The sequence below is a fragment of the Pseudomonas sp. No.117 genome (genome assembly GCF_054558395.1).
This window is the reverse complement of the sequence record NZ_BAAJNP010000010.1, coordinates 107,808-129,175: the sequence shown is the minus strand read 5'-3', so window position 1 is coordinate 129,175 and position 21,368 is coordinate 107,808. Positions and strand designations below refer to the sequence as shown.

Here is a 21,368-nt window from a genome sequence, read left to right as displayed (position 1 = left end):
CCTTGCTTCGCAGGACAGTGGAAAAGGCTGCGCCGTTTTCCACGCTACGGGCTGCAATATGTTGGGCTTCGCTGCGCTCAACCCAACCTACGGGACGTCCATCTGCATCGGATATCCCCCTCTCCCTCTGGGAGAGGGTTGGGGTGAGGAAGCCAGGTAGCGCCGGTAATGGCTGCGATGTTGTAGGGTGGAAAACCGCGCAGCGTTTTCCCCGCGCGTCGCACATCCGCAGAACAGTGGAAAAGGCTGCGCCGTTTTCCACGCTACGGGCTGCAATATGTTGGGCTTCGCTGCGCTCAACCCAACCTATGGAAGGTCCATCTGCATCGGATATCCCCCTCTCCCTCCGGGAGAGGGTTGGGGTGAGGGAAGCCAGGTAGCGCCGGTAATGGCCGCGATGTTGTAGGGTGGAAAACCGCGTAGCGTTTTCCACGCGCGTCGCACATTTGCAGGGAAGTGGAAAAGGCTGCGCCGTTTTCCACGCTACGGGCTGCAATAGGTTGGGCTTCGCTGCGCTCAACCCAACCTACGGAACGTCCATCTGCATCGGATATCCCCCTCTCCCTCCGAGAGAGGGTTGGGGTGAGGGAAGCCAGGTAGCGCCGGTAATGGCCGCGATGTTGTAGGGTGGAAAACCGCGCATCGTTTTCCATGCGCCTTGCCCATACGCAGGACAGTGGAAAAGGCTGTGCCGTTTTCCACGCTACACCAGGAGTCACACAGCCATGCCCAGCCATATCCTCGACCATCGCATCCTCGGCGAATCCCTGCAGGCGGTGGAAATCGGCCTCGATCCCGGCGAGACGGTGATCGCCGAGGCCGGCGCCATGACCTACATGGAAGCCGACATCGACTTCACCGCGCGCATGGGCGATGGCTCTGCCGGCCTGCTCGGTAAGCTCTGGGGCGCCGGCAAGCGGATGCTCGGCGGCGAGTCGCTGTTCATGACCCATTTCACCAACGAAGGGCGCGAGAAGCGCCACGTCGCCTTCGCCGCGCCCTATCCCGGACAGGTGGTGCCCCTGGACCTGGCGGCCCTGGGCGGCACCCTGTTCTGCCAGCGCGATTCCTTTCTCTGCGCGGCCAAGGGCACCCGTATCGGCGTGGCCTTCACCCGCCGCCTGGGCGCCGGTTTCTTCGGCGGCGAGGGCTTCATCCTGCAACGGCTGGAAGGCGATGGCATGGCCTTCGTGCATGCCGGCGGCACGGTGATCCGCAAGGAACTCAAGGGCGAGACCCTGCGCCTGGATACCGGTTGCCTGGTGGGCTTCACCAGCGGCATCGACTACAACATCAAGCTGGCCGGTGGCCTGCGCAGCATGCTGTTCGGTGGCGAGGGCCTGGTGCTGGCCACCTTGAGTGGCCATGGCACCGTGTGGATCCAGACGCTGCCCTTTTCCCGGCTAGCCGGCCGGGTCCAGGCCGCGGCCGGCGGCGGCATCGGTGAGCGCCGCGCCGGCGGTGACTAGGCTCGCTGCAAGGCGTTCTGCGGTGCCATGCGCTCCAGCCAGTCGCGCCAGCGTACCCGGCTGTCGTGGACCAGCCAGCCGTCCTGGCGGGCGAAGCTTTCCGACAGCCAGAGGCCACGGGTCGAGACCGGAATCCGCTGTCCGGCGGAGAGGGTATAGAGTTCGCCAGTCGGCTTGCCATCGTTGAGACCGACCAGATAGAGATCGGGGCGCTGCCGGTCCAGCCGCGCCAGCAACTGGCCGTCCTCGATCTTCTCGTCGACATGGAACAGGCTCGGCGTCTTGCACTCCCTGGGCAATTCCAGCAGCAGGTCGTAGACCAGCTGCAGCGAGGCGGTGGGGGTGTGCACATAGGCACGCGGACGCTCCAGCAGCGCCAGGCTGCCGCAGCGGACCGGTCGCGCCGCGCCCGAGCGCGGGGTGAGGCGAAAGGCCACGTCCTCGCGATAGGGCAAGGCGGGGGCGTAGGGCGTCGGCAACCAGGTGTCGGCGAAGCGCCCGCCCAGCCAGCCACGCGGCGTCTCGATCAGGCATTCCTCGGCCACCTCCTGCACGGCGGTGAGCAGCGGCAGCGCCAGCTCGTGGGCGGGGATGTAGCCGGAAATCAGCTTGAGCACCACGTCGCCGCGATCGGGCCGACGCTGGCGTACCAGCAGCCAGTGGTCCTGGCCCTGCCAGTTCAGCGTCAGCCGCACGGAGACCCCCAGGTTGGCCAGCTTGACGCTGAAGTGTTGGGCATCGGCGAGCTTGATGGGCTGGCGGCGTTGCAACATCTCGGCAAAATTCAGCGGCTGGCCGAGGGCCTGGTAGGTGAGGCCATCCGGGTTGGCCTCGACCGATAGCGGCAGGGTCTTGAACGCCTTGGGATTGTGGCGGGCGATGAGCTGGGGCATGGCCGACTCCTGTTGTAATGTGCCGCGGACGCGCCGTCCCGGGCGACCGGGCAGGGCGTCCAGCGGACGAAGGCAAGGGTTCAGCGAAACGCTCTGGATCAGGGCCGAGCGGTGATCACTTCGGCCAGGGTACGGACATTATGTGACAGGTGCAGGGGATCGATAGTGCCGACTATCGCGCCGCTCACCCCGGGTTCACCGAACACCCGGGCGAAGCTGGCCCGCACCGGGTCCTGACCGGCGCCCAGCACGGCATGACCGCTGGCCAGCGCCTTCTTGATCAGGATGCCCTTGCCCAGGGTCGCGGCGGCCTGGATCACCGGGATCTCGGCGTCTTCGTTGAGATTGAAGGTGACCATGGCGCAATCGCCGGTCTCCAGGGCCTTGAGGCCACCGGCCACGGTCTTGCCGGAAAAGCCGAAGGCGCGGATCAGCCCCTCGCGCTTGAGGTCGGCGAGGGTCTCGTAGCAGCCGCTGCTTTCGAGAATGGCCAAGTCGTTGCCATCGGAATGCACCAGCACCAGGTCCAGCCAGTCGGTCTCCAGCCGGCGCAGGCTGCGTTCCACCGAGCGGCGGGTATGGGCCGGGCTGAAATCGAAGCTGGACAGGCCGTCGTCGAATTCCTCGCCCACCTTGCTGGCGATCACCCAGTGCTGGCGCTGGCCGCGCAGCAGCGGCCCCAGGCGCTCCTCGCTGCGGCCATAGGCCGGCGCGGTATCCAGCAGGTTGATACCCAGTTCGCGGGCCAGGCTGAGCAGGTCGGCGGCGGCGCGGTCGTCAGGGATGGTGAAGCCGCTGGGATATTTCACGCCCTGGTCACGCCCGAACTTGACCGTGCCCAGGCCCAGCGGGGAGATCTCGAGACCCGTGCTACCCAGGGGGCGGTGCAGGCCGTGCAGGGTACGCAGGCTCATGGCAGCAGCTCCTCCCAGAAGGGCGCGGCCACCGGCGGTTGCGGATGGGCAGGCAGGGCGGGGTGCTGCCCCGGCGCGATGCCATCGCGGTCGAGATTGGCCAGGACGCGGTCGGCCAGGTCCGGTGACAAGGCCAGCTTGGTCGGCCAGCCCACCAGCAGACGGCCTTCCTCGGCAAGGAAGGCGTTGTCCGGGCGCACCAGGCCGGATTGTGCCGGCTCGGCACGATCGACGCGCAGGGTCGCCCACTGGGCGCCGCTGAAATCGACCCAGGGCAGCAGGCGCTGCAACTCTTCCCGTGCCGCGGCGATCTGCTCGGCGGGCTCGCGGGCCACGCCCTCGGCTTCGGCCAGGTCGCCGCCCAGGTACCACAGCCACTGGCCGTCGGCGGTGGGGTGGCTGGTGATGGTCACCCGCGGCTTGGGGCCGCCGCCCAGGCAGTGGGCATAGAGGGGTTTGAGCATGGGGCCCTTGACCACCACCATGTGCAACGGCCGGCGTTGCATGGCCGGCTGTTCGAGACCCAGGGCCCTGAGCAGATCGGCCATGCCGGCACCGGCGGTGAGCACGATGCGGCGGGCGCGGATGGCCTGCCCATCCACCACCAGGCCAGTCAGCTCGCCGTCTTCACGCAGCGGTTGCAGGTCCCGCGCGGCCAGCAGGCTGTCGCCGGCCAGCTCGGCCAGGCGGGCGACCAGGCTGGGTACGTCCAGCACCAGTTCGGCCAGGCGATAGACCTTGCCCTTGAAGGCCCGATCGCGCAGGGCCGGGGGCAGTTCGTCGCCCTTGACCGCATCCACCCGGCCGCGTACCGCCTTGCTGGCGAAGAAGCTGGTGAGGTTGCCGGCCAGGCTGCCGGGCGACCAGAGATAGTGGGCTTCGGAGAGCAGGCGCACGCCGAAGAGGTCCAGCTCGCCGCTGCCGGCCAGGCTCTCGCGCCAGCGCCGCGGCATGTCGGCGATGGCTTCGGAGGCACCGGTGAGCATGCCGGTCAGGGCGTACTTGGTGCCGCCATGGATGATGCCCTGGGACTTGCCGCTCTGGCCGCCGCCCAGGGCGCCGGTCTCCACCAGCACGGTGGCGTAGCCGGCGCGCCGGAGGCGGGCGTTGAGCCAGAGGCCGGCGACGCCGCCGCCGACGATGAGGAGATCGGTGGACCAGGGTTGGGACATGAACGGCCTGCTCGGGTAATCAGCAAAGGGACGATTTTACACGCTCCTTGCAACCGCTGGTCTCAATGCCCGGTACTACCCGAAAACAGCTGGATCACCACCACCCCGGCGACGATCAGGCCCATGCCCAGCATGGCCGGCAGGTCCAGCTTCTGGTTGTAGAGCACCGCTGCGGCGATGCTGACCAGCACGATGCCCAGCCCGGCCCAGATGGCGTAGGCGATACCCACCGGGATGCTGCGCACTACCAGGGTCAGCATCCAGAAGGCCAGCCCGTAGCCACAGATGACCAGGATCAGCGGCAGCGGCTTGCTGAAGCCACTGATGGCCTTCATGGAGGTGGTGGCAACGACTTCGGCGGCGATGGCGATGGCCAGGTAGACGTATCCGCTCATGGTGGGTCCTCCTCTCGAATGACCCCATTGTGCCGCAGCTCGCGATAGGTAAAAGTTGATACCTATCTTCCCGGGAGATGGGTCATGCAGTGGAATCTGGAACAACTGGAGATCTTCGTCGGGGTCGCCGAGGGCGCGAGCTTTTCTGCCATGGCGCGGCGGCTGGGGCGGGCCCAGTCGGCGGTCAGCTCGGCCATCGCCCTGCTGGAGACCGATCTGGGCGTGGAGTTGTTCGCGCGCAGCAATGGCCGTACGCCGGTCATCACCGCCGCTGGCCAGGCCTTGCTGGAAGAGGCGCGGGAAGTCTTGCGCCAGTGCCAGCGGCTGGACAGCCGGGCCCAGGCCCTGTGCGCCGGGCAGGAGCCCCTGCTGCGCCTGGCCCTGGACGAGGCCATGCCCTATCAACCGGTGCTCGATGCCCTGGATGCGCTGGCCACGGCCTTCCCACACCTGGAGGTCCAGCTCACCAGTGGTGCCCAGGGCGATGTGGCGCGCAAGCTGCTGACCGACCAGGCCGACCTCGGTCTGCTGTTTCGCCATGAGCACATGCCAGAGGCCCTGGAGCGCCAGGCGTTGGGCGATGTCGCCCAGGTCACTGCCTGCGGTGCCCAGCATCCCCTGGCCCGCCAGCGCGGCGTGGGGCGGCGCGAACTGGCCCGCCATCGTCAGCTGCTGATCGCGCCGCTGGAGAACCCCTATCCCGGCGGCGAGCAGATCGCCCCCCAGGTCTGGCGCGCCGACAGCTTCTACCTGCTCGCCGAATTGCTGATGCGCGGCCTGGGCTGGGGCTGGCTGCCGCGTCATGTGGCGCGCTATCCCTCCTACCAGGGGTTGCTGGCCGAACTGGACTGCGACTGGGTCCCGCCCGCCCTGGTGGTGGAACTGGCCTGGCGCCGCAACGCCGCGCCGGGACCGGCGGCGCGCTGGCTGGCGCAGCGGCTGGCGGAGGAGTTGCGGGCGATCGGTTGAATCGAGCTGTTGGGCTTCGCCGCGCTCAGCGCCAACCTACGGATGCCCTGCGTAGGTTGGGTTGAGCGCCGCGAAGCCCAACAAAACGAACCTTCAGCACTCGCCCGCCGCCCATTCCTGTGAAAATCCATTCTGGCCAGATCCGTGGGGCAGCTTGACCAGCGCCAGGCCGCGCGCGCTGCGATACTCGGGTCATTCCTTCCTGATCTGGGATGATCACCATGACCACACCTCCCGCCCTCGGCCAGCGCTATGTCTTCGTCGTCCTGGCGCTGATCTTTCTCGCCCTGCTGGTTTCCGCCGGGGTGAGGTCCACCCCCGGCGTGCTGTTGCTGCCCTTGCAGGATACCTTCGGCTGGAGTCGCGAGACGGTCTCCTTCGCCGCCGCCGTGGGTATCTTCCTCTATGGCCTGGTGGGGCCCTTCGCCGCCGCCCTGATGCAGACCCTGGGCATCCGCCGTACCCTGCTCGGTGGCCTGACCCTGATCAGCCTGGCCACCGCCCTGAGCACCCTGATGCGCGAGCCCTGGCACCTGGTGGCCACCTGGGGCCTGCTCAGCGGCCTGGGCACCGGTTGCGTGGCCATGGTGCTGGGCGCCGCCATCGTCAATCGCTGGTTCGTCGCCCGGCGCGGCTTGATGATGGGCCTCCTGGCGGCCAGCACCGCCACCGGCAACCTGGTGTTCCTGCCGCTGCTGGCCCATCTCGCCAGTCACGAGGGCTGGCAGACCGTGGTGCTGACGGTGGCTGTGGCCAGCGCCGCGCTGATCCCGCTGGTGGCCTGGCTGCTGCCGGAGCGGCCGGCGGACATCGGTCTGCGGCCCCATGGCGCCCCGGCGGATTTCCAGGCGCCGGCCGCCACCGCGCCGGGCAACCTGTTTCGCGTGACCCTCGGCACCCTGGCCATGGCCAGTCGCCGGCGCGACTTCTGGCTGCTGTTCCTGACCTTCTTCGTCTGCGGCTTCACCACCAACGGCCTGATCGGCACCCACTTCATCGCCATGGGCCACGACCACGGACTGTCCCAGGTCCAGGCCGCCAGTATCCTCGCGCTGATGGGCCTCTTCGACCTGGTGGGCACCACCGCCTCCGGCTGGCTGACCGACAGATACGATCCGCGCCGGCTGCTGTTCATCTACTACAGCCTGCGCGGGCTCTCGCTGATCTACCTGCCGTTTTCCGGCTTCGCCCCTGAGCAGCTGTTGCTGTTCGGCATCTTCTACGGCCTGGACTGGATCGCCACCGTGCCGCCCACCGTCAAGCTGACCAACCAGAGCTTCGGCGAGAAGGCCGCCCCGGTGGTGTTCGGCTGGGTGTTCTGCGGCCACATGCTCGGCGCCGCGTTCGCCGCCTTCCTGGCCGGGGCCCTGCGCGAACACTTCGGCTCCTACCAGGAGGCCCTGGTGCTGGCCGGATTGACCGGCATCCTGGCGGCGCTGATGGCCCTGGGGATCGGGCGGTCGAGCGCCGCCGGTGCCGGGCGCTCGGCCGTGCCCGAGGCGGGCTAGGCGGGTTTGAGATCCAGCGGCACGGCCGTTGGCGTGCGGTGCAGCATCGAGGCCGGGATGGCCAGGATCAGCAGGCCGCTGACGAACAGGCAGGCGCCGAGTACATAGGTGCCGTTGTTGATGTCGCCGGTGAGGGTTTCCATGGTCGCGGTGATCATGGAGCCGGTGAAGCCGGAGAGGTTGCCGATGGCGTTGATCATGCCGATGCCCGCCGCGGCAGCGACGCCGGAGAGCAGGGTGCCGGGCAGCGACCAGAAGATCGGCATCAGCGCCAGCAGGCCCGAGGCGGCCACGGTCAGGAAGAAGATCGACAGCACGATGTTGTGGATGAACCAGGCGCTCAGCACCAGGCCCAGGGCGCCGACGAAGGCCGGCACCGCCGCATGCAGCCGCTGCTCGCCGGTGCGCGCCGAGTGGCGGGCATTGAGCAGCATGACCACCAGGGCGACGCTGTAGGGGATGGCGGTGAGCAGGCCGATCTGCAGGCTGCCGCTGACCCCGGCGTTCTTGATGATCGAGGGCATCCAGAAGGCCAGGCCATAGAAACCGGTATTGAAGGTCAGCAGGATGAGCACCAGCAGCCAGACCCGCGGATTGAGAAAGACCTCGCCGAGGCGCGAGGCCTTGCCGGTGTTCTGCTGGTCCAGGTTGCGCTTGAGCAGAGCCTTTTCCCGGGCGTCCAGCCAGGGCGCCTTGTCGATGTTGTCGCTCAGGCAGCAGAACACCACCACGGCCATGATGATCGAGGGCACCCCTTCCACCAGCAGCATCCACTGCCAGCCGGCCAGGCCGTGCCAGTTGTGCAGGCTGCTCATCAGCCAGCCGGAGAGCACGCCGCCAAAGCTCAGGCTGAAGGGCAGGGCGATGAGGAAGCCCGACATCACCCGACTCTGGCGGCGGGTCGGAAACCAGTAGTTGAGATAGAGGATCACCCCGGGAAAGAAGCCCGCCTCGCAGACGCCCAGCAGGAAGCGCAGCACATAGAACAGGGTGCTCGACTGCAGGCCGAAGAACTGTGCCAGCGGCTGGGTGAAGGCCACCGCCATGGAGATGATCGCCCAACTGAGCATGATGCGGGCGATCCAGAAGCGCGCGCCGTAGCGGTGCAGCAACAGGTTGCTGGGCACCTCGAAGATGAAGTAGCCCCAGAAGAACATGCTGGCACCCAGGGCGTAGACGGTGTTGCTGAAGCCGAGGTCGCCCAGCATGTCCAGCTTGGCGAAGCCGACGTTGACCCGATCCAGGTAGGCGGCGATGTAGCACAGCAGCAGGATCGGCAGGATGCGCAGCACCACCTTGCGATAGGTGCGTTCTTCGAAGGCGTCGCCAGCGGCGCCCTGGGGAGCGGTGGTCTCGAACATGGGAATGACCTTCGGGGCCTTGGGGCCCGTTGTTGTTATTGAAGAGGTCGAAGGCGGCCGGGGATGCAGGGTGGCCACCTGAAACGCCAGGCCACTCTAGGAGGGCGAGCGATTCTTTCCTAATGGCATTTGCGGATCATTCGATAACGTGGCGTTATCGAGCCGTCTAGGTGGCGGCCTCCTCGCGCCCGGCATGGGCCAGCAGGATGGCGGCGAATTCGCAGGCGGCGTCGCCCAGGGGTTCGCCCTTGCGGGTGAGGATGCCGTAGTCCTGGGCCGGCAGGTGCAGCGGCAATTCCAGGGCGCTCAGCACCCCGCTGGCGAGATAGGGCTCGACCATGGCCTCGGGCAGCATGCCGATCATGGGGCCGGCGCGCAGCACCCGCAGGAAGGTCTGCATGGAGATGGTGTCGATGGTGTTGCTCGGCACTGGCAGGCCAGCGGCGGCGAAGGCACGCTCCATGCGACCGCGGATCGGCGTGCCCTTGGGATAGAGGATCCACGGCCAGGCCAGCACCTGGTCGAGGGCCACGGGGCCGCTGTCCACCAGCGGATGCTGCCGGTTGACCACGAAGCGGAACGGCTCCGGTGCCAGGGGCTGGAAGTCGAAGCGCTGGGCCTGGGCCTCGTCGGTGAAGCGTGCCACCGCCAGGTGCAACAGCTTGTCGTCGAGCATCTCCATGAGGTGATCGCTGGTCTGCTCCACCACCTCGATGGCCAGCAGCGGCCAGCGTTGCTTGATCTCGACGATGGCCTCCGGCAGGGCCACCGCGGTGGCGGCGAAGATGCCGCCCACCTTGAGCTGGCCATGGCCGCCGCGTCTCAGGCTGTCGATCTGCTCGGCGAAGTCGCGGGCGTCGTTGAGCGCCACCCGGGCATAGCGCAACACGTGCTCGCCCAGGGCGGTGGGCGGCATGCTGCGCGGCTGGCGCTCGAACAGGGCGAAGCCCAGCAGGTGCTCGATCTCCTTGAGCATCTTGCTGATGGCCGGCTGGCTGAGATTCATCTGCTGCGCGGCGAGGTGCATGTTGCGGGTGCGCCCCAGGGTGTCGATCAGCAGCAGGTGGCGAAACTTGAGCCAGTGGCAGATCTGGCTGAACGATGGCTCGGACATGGATCCTTCCTTCGCGATAAGCAGCGGTTATCGAATGATGAGATAAGCCCATTTGAGTTTATCAGTCCGGCTGCCTAGCGTGGATCCATCCATCCCCGGAGTCCTGCCCATGTCCCTTCGCCTCACGCCCGCCAACACCCTTCCCACTGATGGCCTGGCCGGCACCCTGGTGGGCCGCGCCTGGGTGCCTGGCACTCTGGCTGGACCGTCCCCCGTGGTGCTGCGCGAGGACGGCGTCTTCGATGTCTCGCAGCGCTTCGCCACCCTGAGCGCCTTGTTCGAAGAGCATGAGCCGCTGCAGGCCCTGCGCGACACCCCCGGGCGTTACCTGGGCAGCCTGGAGGAGCTGCTGGCCAACAGCGGCGAGCAGGCCGATCCGGCTCGCCTGCACCTGTTGCCGCCGGCCGACCTGCAGGTGGTCAAGGCGGCCGGGGTGACCTTCGCCGCCAGCATGCTGGAACGGGTGATCGAGGAGCAGGCCGGCGGCGATGCCGGGCGCGCCGCGGCCATCCGCGAGCAGGTACGGGGGGTGATAGGCACGGACCTCCAGGGCCTGGAGCCGGGTAGTCCGCGCGCCCAGGCACTCAAGGCGCTGCTGATCGAGCAGGGCCTGTGGTCGCAGTACCTGGAGGTGGGCATCGGCCCGGACGCCGAGATCTTCACCAAGGCGCCGGTGCTGGCCGCGGTCGGCAGTGGCAGCGCCATCGGCATCCATCCGGTGTCCCAATGGAACAATCCCGAGCCCGAGGTGGTGCTGGTGGCGGACAGCCGCGGTCGCCTGCATGGCGCCACCCTGGGCAATGACGTCAACCTGCGCGACATCGAGGGCCGCAGCGCCCTGCTGCTGAGCAAGGCCAAGGACAACAACGCCTCCTGCGCCCTGGGGCCCTTCATCCGCCTGTTCGACGAGACCTTCGATCTCGACCGGGTCCGCCACTGCGTGGTGACCCTGGAAGTGCAGGGCGAAGATGGCTTCCGGCTCCATGGCAGCAGCTCCATGGCGCAGATCAGTCGCGACCCCACCGATCTCGCCGCCCAGACCCTCAACGCCAACCACCAGTATCCCGACGGCTTCGTGCTGTTCCTCGGCACCCTGTTCGCCCCGACCCAGGACCGCGACGCTCCCGGCGGCGGCTTCACCCACAAGGTGGGTGACGTGGTGAGCATCGCCAGCCCGCTGCTGGGTACCCTGCACAACCGGGTGACCACCAGCGACCAGGCACCGCCCTGGCGCTTCGGCCTCGGCGCCCTGATGCACAACCTCGCCGCCCGTGGCCTGCTGGGCCGCTGATCCGCTCTTCACCCATAACAACTAGAGACCACCATGACTTCCGCCAAACGCCCGCTGCGCAGCCAGCTCTGGTTCGATGACCCTGCTCACGCCGACATGACCGCGCTCTATGTCGAGCGCTACATGAACTACGGCCTGACCCGCAACGAACTCCAGTCCGGCCGCCCCATCATCGGCATCGCCCAGACCGGCAGCGACCTCACCCCCTGCAATCGCCACCACCTGGAGCTGGCCCAGCGGGTCAAGGCCGGCATCCGCGACGCTGGTGGCATCCCCATGGAATTCCCGGTGCATCCCATCGCCGAGCAGAGTCGCCGGCCCACCGCGGCCTTGGATCGCAACCTGGCCTATCTCGGCCTGGTGGAGATCCTGCATGGCTTCCCGCTGGACGGCGTGGTGCTCACCACCGGCTGCGACAAGACCACCCCGGCCTGCCTGATGGCCGCGGCCACCACCGACCTGCCGGCCATCGTGCTCTCTGGCGGGCCCATGCTCGACGGCCATTTCAAGGGCGAACTGATCGGTTCCGGCACCGTGCTCTGGCACGCGCGCAACCTGCTGGCCACCGGCGAGATCGACTACGAGGGCTTCATGGCCCTGACCACCGCCGCCTCGCCCTCGGTGGGCCACTGCAACACCATGGGCACGGCCCTGTCGATGAATGCCCTGGCCGAGACCCTGGGCATGTCGCTGCCGGGGTGCGCCAGCATTCCCGCGCCCTATCGCGAACGTGGCCAGATGGCCTATGCCACCGGCAAGCGCATCTGCCAGCTGGTGCTGGACGATGTGCGCCCCTCGCAGATCATGACCCGCGAAGCCTTCGAGAACGCCATCGTGGTGGCCTCGGCGCTGGGCGCCTCCAGCAACTGCCCGCCGCACCTGATCGCCATCGCCCGGCACATGGGCATCGAGCTATCGCTGGACGACTGGCAACGCCTGGGCGAGGACATCCCGCTGCTGGCCAACTGCATGCCGGCCGGCAAATACCTGGGCGAAGGCTTCCACCGCGCCGGCGGGGTGCCGGCGGTGCTCCACGAACTGCTCAAGGCCGGGCGCCTGCATGGCGACTGCCTGACCGTCTCCGGCAAGACCATCGGCACCATCGCCGAGGGTGCCGCCAGCGCCGACCCGGCGGTGATCCAGCCCTACGAGGCGCCACTCAAGCATCGTGCCGGCTTCATCGTGCTCAGCGGCAACTTCTTCGATAGCGCCATCATGAAGATGTCGGTAGTGGGCGAGGCCTTCCGCCAGACCTACCTGGCCGAACCGGGCAAGGAGAACAGCTTCGAGGCGCGCGCCATCGTCTTCGAGGGCCCCGAGGACTACCACGCGCGCATCGAGGACCCGGCCCTGGACATCGACGAGCGCTGCATCCTGGTGATCCGTGGCGCCGGTCCGGTGGGCTATCCGGGCAGCGCCGAGGTGGTCAACATGGCGCCGCCGGCGGCCCTGATCAAGAAGGGCATCGACTCCCTGCCGTGCCTGGGCGATGGTCGCCAGAGCGGCACCTCGGCCAGCCCCTCGATCCTCAACATGTCACCCGAGGCGGCGGTGGGCGGCGGTCTGGCGCTGCTCCAGACCAATGATCGCCTGCGCGTGGACCTCAATGCCCGCCGCGTCGATGTCCTGCTCGATGCCGCCGAGCTGGAACGCCGCCGCGCCGCCTGGACGCCCAACCTGCCGCCGGCCCAGACCCCCTGGCAGGAGCTCTATCGGCAACTGGTGGGCCAGCTCTCCACCGGCGGCTGCCTGGAACCGGCCACCCTGCACCTCAAGGTGATCGCCCGCGAGGGTGGGGTGCCGCGGCATTCGCACTAGTCTTCGGCTCAGAGCATGGCAGCCTGGCTCAGCCGCCATGCTCAACGGCCATTTTGCTTTGCCAACAGGCGGCTGGCGCTTCGCAGCGGCCAGTGCCGATCTGGTCAACGGCCATTGGCGTTTCGCTTGGCCTTCATCGCGCACGAGCAGCCAGTTTCTGGCAGGCTTGGCGTGGTGAAGCGGCGGAAGGAATCGGCGAGCGTGAAGGGATGGGAGCTGGTAGGAAATCTATTCGCGACTCGCGGGCGTTTCGCCGTTCTGGGCGCCTTGGCGCTTTCTGTCATGGGCTGCGACTCCATCGCTGGCGAAGACCACGAGCTTCGGGAGCTTCAAGAGCGGCGTTTGCAGAGACTGGCGGCAAATCAAAATGTAGGTGTCGATGAGCTTTTCGGAGCTCATGCCGGGCTAGTCTGTGCCCTCTCTCCTTATGCCGTGGGCGTGTCTTTCGCGGGGCTAGAAGGTCAACGCATCAACGCCTACCTCAAAGAGAAGGACGTCATGATCCTTGAGGATGAGTGGGGGCTTGTCATCGCCGATACTGCTGAAACAAGACTCTCTAAATTCAAGCGCTCCGGGCAACTTGACCTGCTGCCAGCGCAGGTTGTCCGTTCCAGCAAGCTGCTGGATGCGCCCCCGGAATTCGAGCCGCAGGATTGCGTAGCATCACGAGCTGCAGTGTTGCGGAAGGTAGATTTTGGAGGTCGGGATTACCTCGTTCTAGGCCGGATGAGGCAGTAGTGGCGGTTGGGGACGGCTGCCGTGCTTGCCTTGAGGCATCGCTCACTTCTCGCCCTTGCCCTAGGTCTGCGTTTAAGCTCTGCCGCCATGAACCTTACCCTCTATACCCTGATCTTCACCCTGGCCTTGCCCTTCATCCTGCTGCGCCTGCTTTGGCGTGGACGCAAGGCGTCCGCTTATAGACACCGCATCGGCGAGCGCCTGGCGCTGGGCTTGCCGGCGGTGCCACCCGGCGGCATCTGGGTGCATGCGGTGTCGGTGGGGGAGAGCATCGCCGCCGCGCCGGTGATCCGCGCCCTGCGCCAGCGCCATCCCGACCTGCCGATCACCGTGACCTGCATGACGCCCACCGGCTCGGAGCGCATTCGTGCGCTGTTCGGTGACGATGTCCACCACTGCTACCTGCCCTATGATCTGCCCTGGCTGGCCGGACGCTTCCTCGACCGGCTGCGGCCAAGCCTGGGCGTGGTGATGGAGACCGAACTCTGGCCCAACCTCATCCACCAGGCGGCGCGCCGCGATATTCCCATCGCCCTGGCCAATGGCCGGCTGTCCGAGCGCTCGGCTCGTGGCTACGGAAAGCTGGGTGGGGTAACGGGGCCGATGCTGGCGGAACTGGCCTGGCTGGCGGTGCAGACGCCGGTGGAAGCCGAGCGCTTCCGGGCCCTCGGCGCTCGCGCCGAGCGGGTCACGGTGACCGGTTCCATCAAGTTCGACCTGCGCATCGACCCCGGGCTGCCGGCCCGGGCCGTCGCCCTGCGCCAGGGCTGGGGCAACCGCCCAGTCTGGATCGCCGCCAGCACCCATGCCGGCGAAGACGAAATCCTGCTCCAGGCTCATCGCCAATTGCTGGCCACTCGGCCCGACGCCCTGCTAATCCTGGTTCCGCGCCATCCCGAGCGCTTCCCCGAGGTACTGGCCGAGGTGCGTCGCGAAGGCTTCGCCGTGGTACGGCGCTCGACGGGGGAGGCGGTGCAGTCCCAAACCCAGGTACTGCTGGGCGACACCATGGGCGAGTTGCTGTTTCTCTACGCCCTGGCCGACGTGGCCTTCGTCGGCGGCAGCCTGATCGAGCGCGGCGGCCACAATCCGCTGGAACCGGCCGCCCTTGGCCTGCCGGTGCTCAGCGGGCCCCATGTGTTCAACTTCCTCGACATCGTCGCCCAGCTGCGCGATGCCGGTGCTCTGGAAACCGTGGCAGAGGCCTCGGCCATCGCCACCGCCGTGGCCTGGCTCTGGGCCGAGCCGGCGGAAGCCGAGCGACGCCGCCAGGCCGGCCTGGCGGTACTGGCCGCCAATCAGGGCGCGCTGGAACGCCTGCTCTCCGGACTCGACGGACTGCTCACGCCCTGAAGCGAACGGGCCGGCAGGACGTCGGCACGGGTCTTGGCCAGGTCCGGCGGCAGGAAGTCGCGATCCGGGTCGTAGTGGGGATCGAGATAGCCCGAGAGCGCCAGCAGGTCGTTGGGCGCCAGGGTACCGGCCGCCTGCTTGAGTCTCAGGGTATCCAGGATGTAGTTGTAGCGCGCGTCGTTGTACTGGCGCACGGCGTTGTACAGCAGCCGCTGGGCGTCGAGCACGTCGACGATGGTGCGACTGCCCACCTGGTAGGCGATCTCGGTGGCGCGCAGCGCGCGCTGGCTGGAGGCGATGGACAGCCGCCGGGCGCGTACCTGCTCGATGTCGGTGTTGATCGCGCGGTGGGCGTTGCGGGTGTTCTGCACCACCTGCCGGCGCAGGCTCTCCTGGCGCTGCTCGCTCTGGTCCAGTTGCTGGTAGGCCTGCCGCGCCTGGGAGCTGGTGGCACCACCGCTGTACAGCGGCACCTCCACCTGGATACCGATGCTGTGGCTGTTGACCGGACTGCCGAACAGCGAGAGCTGCTCGGCGTTGGGCAGGTTCACCGCATCGTTGTCGCTGTGGCTGTAGCGCGCCACCGCATCCACTGTCGGCAAGTGCCCGGCGCGGCGCTGGCGCAAGGTTTCCTGGGCGGCGTTGACGCCCTGGCCCGCCGCCAGCAACTGCAGGTTCTGGCGCATGGCGGTGTCCACCCACAGCCGCGCATCGTTGGGTTGCGGCGGCAGGATCGGCAGGTCATGGCGGATGCCGGCGATGCTGCCGTAGTCGCGGTCGGTCAAGCGGGTCAGGGCCTGGAAGGCGTCGGCCACCTGCTGCTCGCTCTGGGAGCGGTTGGCCTGGGCGTTGTCGAAGCTGGCCTGGGCCTGGAGCACGTCGGTGTCGTCGGTCAGGCCGACCTTGTAGCGCTCGCGGGACTGGTCCAGCTGGCGATACAGCGCCTTTTCCTCGGCACGGGCGGTGGCCAGGGCATCCTGGGCGCGCAGGGCGCTGAAATAGCCCTCGGCGGTCTGCAGGATGAGTTGCTGTTGGGCGGCGGAGAACTGCAGCTCGGCCTGTTCGGTGGCGGCCTGGGCAGCCTTCAGCTGGAACCAGCGATCGGCGCGGAACAGCGGCTGGCTGAGGGTGGCCTGGATCAGCTGGCTGCTGCGATCGCTAGCGTACCGGCCGCCCTGGACGCCCAGCGCGGGGTTGTCCTTGAGTTCGAGGCTGGTATGGGTGTCGTTGAACTGGGCGCCGAGGCCCAGTTGCGGCAGCAAGCCGGCGCGCGCCTGGGGCACCGCCTCGCGCTGGGCACCGAGGCCGGCGCGCTCGGCAGCAAGGTCGGCGTTGTTGTCCAGCGCCTCGCGGTAGACATCGAGCAAGCCGTTCCCGGCTACCTGGGCCTGGGCCAGGCCGGTGGCGGAGCAGAGCGCAGCGAGCAGCAGGAGTCTTCGCATTCTAGAGCCTTCCTTGAGGGACCGCGCCAGTGTAGTGGCTTCGTCCGAATCCGCCATAGGAGAGGAAATAGCAGTCGAAGTTTCGGCCAGTCTGGGTTTACACTGGCCGGGTTCTTGTCGGGGTGCGCTACGAGGCGCTGAGATCGGGTAGTCCCGGATCCCGTTGAACCTGATCAGGCTAGGCGCGCCGCATGGCGGTGCGTCAACCTGCGTAGGGAACAAGAGGGCGTCCGCAGGCTCGATCCGTGGGCGCCATCCGTCCGGGCTTGCCTCTTCTTGCGTGCCCACCCTTCGTCCAGGTTCTTCCCTCGGCAACGTGCCCACCAGGAGAGCCTCGATGAACAAGCAGAATAACGTCACCGATTTCACCCGCGTCGACCGCCAGTCCACCCAGCCGTTGCCCAATTCGCGCAAGGTCTACCTGACCGGCTCGCGTCCCGACATCCGCGTGCCGGTACGGGAAATCTCCCTGGCCGACACCCCCACCGCCTTCGGCGGCGAACAGAACGCGCCGGTGTTCGTGTACGACACCTCCGGCCCCTACACCGACCCCGCCGCGCGCATCGACCTGCGCAAGGGCCTGCCGGACGTGCGTTCGCGCTGGATCGAAGAGCGCGGCGACACCGAGCTGCTGGCCGGGCTCTCTTCCGAGTTCGGCCAGGCGCGCCTCGCCGACCCGAGCCTCGCCGCCCTGAGATTCGACCTGGCGCGCCAGCCGCGGCGGGCCAAGGCCGGGCGCAACGTCTCGCAGATGCACTATGCCCGCCAGGGCATCGTCACCCCGGAGATGGAATACATCGCCATCCGCGAGAACATGAAGCTGCAGGAGGCCCGGGCTGCCGGCCTGCTCGGCAACCAGCACCGTGGCCAGAGCTTCGGCGCCAGCATTCCCCAGGAGATCACCCCGGAATTCGTCCGCGACGAGGTGGCCCGCGGCCGCGCCATCATCCCCGCCAACATCAACCACCTGGAATTGGAGCCGATGATCATCGGCCGCAACTTCCTGGTGAAGATCAATGGCAACATCGGCAACAGCGCCCTGGGCTCCTCCATCGAGGAAGAGGTGGAGAAGCTGACCTGGGGCATCCGCTGGGGCGCCGACACCGTGATGGACCTGTCCACCGGCAAGCACATCCACGAGACCCGCGAGTGGATCATCCGCAACTCGCCGGTGCCCATCGGCACCGTGCCCATCTACCAGGCCCTGGAAAAGGTCGGCGGCGTCGCCGAGGAGCTGACCTGGGAGCTGTTCCGCGACACCCTCATCGAGCAGGCGGAGCAGGGCGTGGACTACTTCACCATCCACGCCGGGGTGCGCCTGCACTACGTGCCCCTGACCGCCAAGCGCGTCACCGGCATCGTCTCCCGCGGCGGTTCCATCATGGCCAAGTGGTGCCTGGCGCACCACAAGGAAAACTTCCTCTACACCCACTTCGAAGACATCTGCGAAATCATGCAGGCCTACGACGTGAGCTTCTCCCTGGGTGACGGCCTGCGCCCCGGCTCCATCGCCGACGCCAACGACGCCGCCCAGTTCGGCGAGCTGGAAACCCTCGGCGAGCTGACCAAGATCGCCTGGAAGCACGATGTCCAGACCATGATCGAAGGCCCCGGCCACGTGCCCATGCAACTGATCAAGGAGAACATGGACAAGCAGCTCGAATGCTGCGACGAGGCACCGTTCTACACCCTCGGCCCGCTGACCACCGATATCGCCCCCGGCTACGACCACATCACCAGCGGCATCGGCGCCGCCATGATCGGCTGGTTCGGCTGCGCCATGCTCTGCTACGTGACGCCCAAGGAGCACCTGGGCCTGCCCAACAAGGACGACGTCAAGACCGGTATCATCACCTACAAGATCGCCGCCCATGCCGCCGACCTGGCCAAGGGGCATCCGGGTGCCCAGATCCGCGACAATGCCCTGTCCAAGGCGCGCTTCGAGTTCCGCTGGGAAGACCAGTTCAACCTGGGCCTGGACCCAGACACGGCACGCGCCTTCCACGACGAGACCCTGCCCAAGGACTCGGCCAAGGTGGCGCACTTCTGCTCCATGTGCGGACCCAAGTTCTGCTCCATGAAGATCACCCAGGAAGTCCGCGACTACGCCAAGGAAAACGGCCTGACCGACGAACAGAAGGCCATCGAGGCCGGCTTCCAAGAGCAGGCCGCACGCTTCAAGGACGAAGGTGGAGTGATCTACAAGCAGGTCTGACAACCTTAGGTTGGCGCTGAGCGCAGCGAAGCCCAACGTTGTCCAGGTCGACCTCGCACGTTGGGCTTCGACGATAGAGCCGTCTCAGCCCAACCTACGTTTGCTAGCCCACACGCTGTTTCCGTAGGTTGGCGCTGAGCGCGGCGAAGCCCAACAATGCCCAGGTCGGTCCCGCACTGTTGGGCTTCGACGGTAAGGCTGTCTCAGCCCAACCTACGTCTTTCTCAATTTCTTGCTCACGAGACCCATCATGGCCCAGGCTCCCGGCCTCTATACCCCCACCATTCCCGTTCCGGCGGATCGTCGCGTCCTCGGCGGGCGCGATCTCTTCACCCTCTGGTTCTCCCTCGGTATCGGCCTCATGGTGGCCCAGGCCGGCGCCCTGCTGGCGCCCGGGTTGGGGCTGGCCGACGGCCTGCTGGTACTGGTGCTGGGGACCCTGGTCGGGGTGCTCCTGTTGGCCGCCGCCGGCCTGGTGGGTAGCGACACCGGTCTGGCCGGCATGACCGCGCTGGGCCAGAGCCTCGGCCAGCGTGGCGCCCTTTTGCCGGCGGTGCTCAACATCACCCAGCTGATCGGTTGGGGCGCCTTCGAGCTGGTGGTGATGCGCGAGGCGGCCAGCGTGCTGCTGGGCAGCTGGGGCCTGCAGGCCTGGGCCTCGCCGATGCTCTGGACGCTGGTGTTCGGCGCTCTGGCCACGGCCCTGGCGGTGGCGGGTCCGCTGACCTTCGTACGGCGCTTCCTCAGTCGTTGGGGGATCTGGCTGCTCCTCGGCGCCTGTACCTGGCTGACCCTGGACCTCTTCCTGCGCGCCGATCTGGCCGCGCTCTGGCAGCGCCCGGGCGATGGCTCCCTGACCCAGGCCCTGGGCTTCGACCTGGTGGTAGCCATGCCGCTGTCCTGGCTGCCGGTGATCGCCGACTACACCCGTTTCGCCCGCACCGGCCGCAGCGCCGGCCGTGGCGTCATGCTGGGCTATTTCTGCGGCAATCTCTGGCTGATGGGGCTGGGCTTCGCCTATACCTTGGCCTTCGCCAGCGGCGGTGAGGCCGACGCCCTGCTGCGCGCCCTGGCCGTGGCCGGCCTGGGCCTGCCGCTGCTGCTGATCCTGCTGGACGAGTCGGAAAACGCCTTCGCCGCCTATCACTCGGCAGCCGTGGCCACGGGCTTTCTCGCCCAGATCAAGATCTGGCAGCTGACCCTGGCCATCGGCATCCTCTGCACCCTGCTGGCGCTGCTGGTGCCCCTGGCCCAGTACGAGCATTTCCTGCTGCTGATCGGCTCGGTGTTCGCCCCGCTGTTCGGCGTGGTGCTGGTGGATCACTTCCTGCTGCGCCGCCGTCGGGCGCCCGAGCGGATGAGGGCGCTGCGCCTGGAGTCCCTGGTCGCCTGGGCCCTGGGCGTCGCCGTCTACCACCTGCTGCCGCTGGCGCTGCCCGCCTGGGGGGCGACCCTGCCAGCCATCGTGGTGGCGGGCACCGCCCAGGCGATATTGGGATTGAAGCGGGTATAGGCCGAGCGGTTGGGCTTCGCTGCGCTCAGCCCAACCTACGCGAGTTCTGATCTTGCGTGGGAAGGTGATCCCTGACGCTGAACGGCCCCCTCTCCCGCGTGCGGGGGAGGGTTGGGGTGGGGGCAGGTAGGTCGGCACGCGTGGATGAGGCTGCGCCGTCATCCACCCTACGACCCCGCGCGAAAAGGTTATCCCTGACGCCGAATAACCCCCTCTCCCGCGCGCGGGGGAGGGTTGGGGTGGGGGTTAGGCAGGTAGGGTGGAAAACCGCCTAGCGTTTTCCACGCGCCAGGTCCTACGGCTGGCGACTCTTCCCACGACCGGGGAAGTATTCCGGCTTGAGGATGCCATTGAGCTTGGGATAGGGGATCTTCAGCTCCGGGTGGCCCATGGCGTAGGGGGCGATGCTGCCGATGTCGTACTTGAGCGTCAGGGCGCCGAAGTCTAGAGCCACGTTGTTGGTCTTGAGGAAGGGCCACTGCTGGCGGAATTCGGCATCGCCGACGCCGTTGCTGACCATCCAGGCTTCCCGCGAGAGTTGCGCCAGGCGCCAGAATTCGCCTTCCTGGCCAGGAATCAGCATGTCGCCAAGGGTGATCTCGCGATCGAGATGGCGATCCCAGGTGACGAAGTCGCGGCCGGCCAGACCGTGGGCGCCGCCATTGGCCAGGTAGCTGGAGAATTCGATGATCACCAGACCGTCATGCTGCTCGCGCACCTTGGCCTGCAGATAGCTGCTCCAGCGCGGCTGGGCCTGGCTGAGGAAGTCGCGCTCGTAGCCGGCCAGGGAGGCGGGGATGGGTGCGCCCGGCTCGGCCCGGGCCAGGCCCAGGAGGTGGCGCTGCACCAGGGCGTCCAGCGCCGGCTCCCCGAATGCCACGTAGTCAATGTTGATCAGCGGGCAGTCTTCGCCCTGGCAACCGGCGGGCCGGTGTTCCCAGGCCTGGTGGCGGGGCGTGAGGGGTTTGTCGAGGTTGGGGCCGAAGACGCTTTGGCAACCACCGAGCAGCAGGCCGGCGAGCAGGAGGAGCGGGCGGATACGCATGGGATTCCTTGTCGTTGAAACCTTCGTTGGAACGGAGTGGGACGGCTTTCGAACCCGTCTGGCCGCATAAGTTTGCCAGGGCCGCGCGGAGGATTCCCGGCTTGTTGTCCGTTTCGCGACTTGTCCCGTAAGGGGCTGCACGCGCGGAAGCGGCGCGC

The 21,368-nt window shown here is 67.5% G+C and carries 17 protein-coding genes and 1 riboswitch; of the genes, 9 read left to right on the top strand and 8 right to left on the bottom strand.

Features of this window, described 5'->3' with window-relative positions:
- Positions 1 to 725: 725 nt before the first annotated feature.
- Positions 726 to 1,469 (top strand): TIGR00266 family protein, encoded by a 744-nt coding sequence (locus ACYJP6_RS23240; protein WP_459478280.1) that lies wholly within the window; start codon positions 726 to 728, stop codon positions 1,467 to 1,469.
- Here the strand turns inward: ACYJP6_RS23240 and ACYJP6_RS23235 are convergent.
- From ACYJP6_RS23235 to ACYJP6_RS23220, 4 genes are all read right to left on the bottom strand, one after another.
- Positions 1,466 to 2,362, bottom strand: a complete 897-nt coding sequence (locus tag ACYJP6_RS23235) for a metal ABC transporter ATPase (protein ID WP_459478278.1) — start codon at positions 2,360 to 2,362, stop codon at positions 1,466 to 1,468. The two genes, ACYJP6_RS23240 and ACYJP6_RS23235, sit on opposite strands and share 4 nt — an antisense overlap.
- Before the next feature lie 98 nt (positions 2,363 to 2,460).
- Positions 2,461 to 3,276, bottom strand: coding sequence for an aldo/keto reductase (locus ACYJP6_RS23230; protein ID WP_459478276.1), 816 nt, complete (start codon positions 3,274 to 3,276; stop codon positions 2,461 to 2,463).
- A complete protein-coding gene (locus ACYJP6_RS23225) occupies positions 3,273 to 4,448 on the bottom strand; it encodes an FAD-dependent oxidoreductase (protein WP_459478274.1) in 1,176 nt (391 codons plus the stop codon). Before ACYJP6_RS23225 ends, ACYJP6_RS23230 begins: the two co-directional genes overlap by 4 nt.
- Before the next feature lie 62 nt (positions 4,449 to 4,510).
- A complete protein-coding gene (locus ACYJP6_RS23220) occupies positions 4,511 to 4,843 on the bottom strand; it encodes a DMT family transporter (protein ID WP_459478272.1) in 333 nt (110 codons plus the stop codon).
- Between the two features lie 84 nt (positions 4,844 to 4,927).
- On the opposite strand from ACYJP6_RS23220, the gene ACYJP6_RS23215 reads away from it, so the two are divergent.
- Positions 4,928 to 5,812, top strand: coding sequence for a LysR family transcriptional regulator (locus ACYJP6_RS23215; RefSeq protein ID WP_459478270.1), 885 nt, complete (start codon positions 4,928 to 4,930; stop codon positions 5,810 to 5,812).
- A 221-nt stretch (positions 5,813 to 6,033) separates the two neighbouring features.
- Positions 6,034 to 7,320: an MFS transporter gene (locus tag ACYJP6_RS23210; protein WP_459478268.1), complete on the top strand. Its 1,287-nt coding sequence runs from the start codon at positions 6,034 to 6,036 to the stop codon at positions 7,318 to 7,320.
- On the opposite strand, the gene ACYJP6_RS23205 is transcribed toward ACYJP6_RS23210, so the two are convergent.
- Complete coding sequence (locus tag ACYJP6_RS23205) at positions 7,317 to 8,681, bottom strand: MFS transporter (RefSeq protein WP_459478266.1); 1,365 nt, start codon at positions 8,679 to 8,681, stop codon at positions 7,317 to 7,319. The two genes, ACYJP6_RS23210 and ACYJP6_RS23205, sit on opposite strands and share 4 nt — an antisense overlap.
- Before the next feature lie 166 nt (positions 8,682 to 8,847).
- Complete coding sequence (locus tag ACYJP6_RS23200; protein ID WP_459478264.1) at positions 8,848 to 9,795, bottom strand: LysR family transcriptional regulator; 948 nt, start codon at positions 9,793 to 9,795, stop codon at positions 8,848 to 8,850.
- Positions 9,796 to 9,904: 109 nt separating this feature from the next.
- On the opposite strand from ACYJP6_RS23200, the gene ACYJP6_RS23195 reads away from it, so the two are divergent.
- The 4 genes from ACYJP6_RS23195 to waaA all read left to right on the top strand — a co-directional run bounded on the left by ACYJP6_RS23195 (position 9,905) and on the right by waaA (position 14,995).
- Entirely contained in the window at positions 9,905 to 11,086 is a 1,182-nt protein-coding gene (locus ACYJP6_RS23195; protein ID WP_459478262.1) for a fumarylacetoacetate hydrolase family protein, read from the top strand.
- A gap of 33 nt (positions 11,087 to 11,119) precedes the next feature.
- Positions 11,120 to 12,904 carry an IlvD/Edd family dehydratase gene (locus tag ACYJP6_RS23190; RefSeq protein WP_459478260.1) on the top strand — a complete coding sequence of 595 codons (1,785 nt, stop codon included), beginning with the start codon at positions 11,120 to 11,122 and terminating at the stop codon, positions 12,902 to 12,904.
- 15 nt (positions 12,905 to 12,919) lie between these two features.
- Positions 12,920 to 13,642, top strand: a complete 723-nt coding sequence (locus ACYJP6_RS23185; RefSeq protein WP_459478258.1) for a hypothetical protein — start codon at positions 12,920 to 12,922, stop codon at positions 13,640 to 13,642.
- Positions 13,643 to 13,729: 87 nt separating this feature from the next.
- On the top strand, positions 13,730 to 14,995 hold the full coding sequence (gene waaA / locus ACYJP6_RS23180) for a lipid IV(A) 3-deoxy-D-manno-octulosonic acid transferase (RefSeq protein ID WP_459478256.1): 1,266 nt from the start codon (positions 13,730 to 13,732) through the stop codon (positions 14,993 to 14,995).
- Here waaA and ACYJP6_RS23175 read toward each other — a convergent pair.
- Positions 14,941 to 16,437: a TolC family outer membrane protein gene (locus ACYJP6_RS23175; RefSeq protein ID WP_459478254.1), complete on the bottom strand. Its 1,497-nt coding sequence runs from the start codon at positions 16,435 to 16,437 to the stop codon at positions 14,941 to 14,943. The genes waaA and ACYJP6_RS23175 overlap by 55 nt on opposite strands.
- A 108-nt stretch (positions 16,438 to 16,545) precedes the next feature.
- A riboswitch (TPP riboswitch) is annotated at positions 16,546 to 16,672 on the top strand.
- 102 nt (positions 16,673 to 16,774) lie between these two features.
- On the opposite strand from ACYJP6_RS23175, the gene thiC reads away from it, so the two are divergent.
- Entirely contained in the window at positions 16,775 to 18,652 is a 1,878-nt protein-coding gene (gene thiC / locus ACYJP6_RS23170) for a phosphomethylpyrimidine synthase ThiC (RefSeq protein WP_027600242.1), read from the top strand.
- 250 nt (positions 18,653 to 18,902) lie between these two features.
- The gene (cytX, locus tag ACYJP6_RS23165; protein WP_459478252.1) at positions 18,903 to 20,165 is read left to right on the top strand and encodes a putative hydroxymethylpyrimidine transporter CytX; all 1,263 of its coding nucleotides are present in this window, start codon (positions 18,903 to 18,905) and stop codon (positions 20,163 to 20,165) included.
- 295 nt (positions 20,166 to 20,460) lie between these two features.
- On the opposite strand, the gene ACYJP6_RS23160 is transcribed toward cytX, so the two are convergent.
- A complete protein-coding gene (locus ACYJP6_RS23160) occupies positions 20,461 to 21,210 on the bottom strand; it encodes an RsiV family protein (protein ID WP_459478251.1) in 750 nt (249 codons plus the stop codon).
- Positions 21,211 to 21,368: the final 158 nt, after the last annotated feature.

What these genes read in the sequence shown, in the direction of transcription:
- ACYJP6_RS23240 (WP_459478280.1), top strand. Translation starts at nt 726, where the DNA reads ATGCCCAGCCATATCCTCGACCATCGCATCCTCGGCGAATCCCTGCAG.
- ACYJP6_RS23235 (WP_459478278.1), bottom strand. Translation starts at nt 2,362, where the DNA reads ATGCCCCAGCTCATCGCCCGCCACAATCCCAAGGCGTTCAAGACCCTG.
- ACYJP6_RS23230 (WP_459478276.1), bottom strand. Translation starts at nt 3,276, where the DNA reads ATGAGCCTGCGTACCCTGCACGGCCTGCACCGCCCCCTGGGTAGCACG.
- ACYJP6_RS23225 (WP_459478274.1), bottom strand. Translation starts at nt 4,448, where the DNA reads ATGTCCCAACCCTGGTCCACCGATCTCCTCATCGTCGGCGGCGGCGTC.
- ACYJP6_RS23220 (WP_459478272.1), bottom strand. Translation starts at nt 4,843, where the DNA reads ATGAGCGGATACGTCTACCTGGCCATCGCCATCGCCGCCGAAGTCGTT.
- ACYJP6_RS23215 (WP_459478270.1), top strand. Translation starts at nt 4,928, where the DNA reads ATGCAGTGGAATCTGGAACAACTGGAGATCTTCGTCGGGGTCGCCGAG.
- ACYJP6_RS23210 (WP_459478268.1), top strand. Translation starts at nt 6,034, where the DNA reads ATGACCACACCTCCCGCCCTCGGCCAGCGCTATGTCTTCGTCGTCCTG.
- ACYJP6_RS23205 (WP_459478266.1), bottom strand. Translation starts at nt 8,681, where the DNA reads ATGTTCGAGACCACCGCTCCCCAGGGCGCCGCTGGCGACGCCTTCGAA.
- ACYJP6_RS23200 (WP_459478264.1), bottom strand. Translation starts at nt 9,795, where the DNA reads ATGTCCGAGCCATCGTTCAGCCAGATCTGCCACTGGCTCAAGTTTCGC.
- ACYJP6_RS23195 (WP_459478262.1), top strand. Translation starts at nt 9,905, where the DNA reads ATGTCCCTTCGCCTCACGCCCGCCAACACCCTTCCCACTGATGGCCTG.
- ACYJP6_RS23190 (WP_459478260.1), top strand. Translation starts at nt 11,120, where the DNA reads ATGACTTCCGCCAAACGCCCGCTGCGCAGCCAGCTCTGGTTCGATGAC.
- ACYJP6_RS23185 (WP_459478258.1), top strand. Translation starts at nt 12,920, where the DNA reads ATGGCAGCCTGGCTCAGCCGCCATGCTCAACGGCCATTTTGCTTTGCC.
- waaA (WP_459478256.1), top strand. Translation starts at nt 13,730, where the DNA reads ATGAACCTTACCCTCTATACCCTGATCTTCACCCTGGCCTTGCCCTTC.
- ACYJP6_RS23175 (WP_459478254.1), bottom strand. Translation starts at nt 16,437, where the DNA reads ATGCGAAGACTCCTGCTGCTCGCTGCGCTCTGCTCCGCCACCGGCCTG.
- thiC (WP_027600242.1), top strand. Translation starts at nt 16,775, where the DNA reads ATGAACAAGCAGAATAACGTCACCGATTTCACCCGCGTCGACCGCCAG.
- cytX (WP_459478252.1), top strand. Translation starts at nt 18,903, where the DNA reads ATGGCCCAGGCTCCCGGCCTCTATACCCCCACCATTCCCGTTCCGGCG.
- ACYJP6_RS23160 (WP_459478251.1), bottom strand. Translation starts at nt 21,210, where the DNA reads ATGCGTATCCGCCCGCTCCTCCTGCTCGCCGGCCTGCTGCTCGGTGGT.